Raw genomic sequence first — 583 nt, 5'->3', positions numbered from 1 at the left:
AGGCGGTTGTCGGTGACGGCATTGAGGTCGTCTGAAAGGATATTGTGCGCGGGGTCGAAGGCGAACAGTTCGTTGCCGGCTTGGGTAATCCTGCCCAGTTTGTCGTACTCGAACTGCGTCGTGCCCGTCCGTTGGTCGGTGCTGTGGGTCAGGTTGCCGGTGCGGTCGTAGCCGTAGCTGCGTTTGACGGCATAAGCCGATGTTACTGTGTTTTTACCTGTCTCGGTCTGCGTCAAGTCGTTGAGGGTGGCGATTTGCCTTTTCAGACGGCCTAAGGGATCGAGTTCGTAACGGCTGGCGAGCTTACCCTGGGTGCGGTAGATTTCGCGGTGCAGCTTATCGCGTTCGATGTCGGAGATGACTTCGTCGTCGAGGCTGATTTGGTGTAGGTGGCCGCTGCCGTAATACAGGTAGTTGATCTGTCTGCCGTCGGGCAGGACGGTGGCGGTGCGGTTGCCGTTGAAGTCGTAGTGGTAGCGGATGCTTTCGGTAACGGGCAGGTACAGCATGTCGTACTGCGCATCGCGCCAGTCGGTTTCGGGCAAACCGTTTTGTGCGTTCTCTTCCTTAGCCGGTACTTTCC

Annotated in this window: 1 pseudogene; it reads right to left on the bottom strand. The window is 57.8% G+C overall.

Annotation, left to right across the window (positions count from 1 at the left end):
* Positions 1-583 (bottom strand): annotated as a pseudogene (locus O3682_RS11715) (RHS repeat protein); the annotation flags it as partial.

Source organism: Neisseria sp. 27098_8_112 (assembly GCF_041433235.1).
In the GTDB taxonomy this organism is placed as follows: Bacteria; Pseudomonadota; Gammaproteobacteria; order Burkholderiales; family Neisseriaceae; genus Neisseria.
The sequence above is the reverse complement of the archived record's forward strand: the minus strand, read 5'-3'. Positions and strand labels throughout refer to the sequence as shown.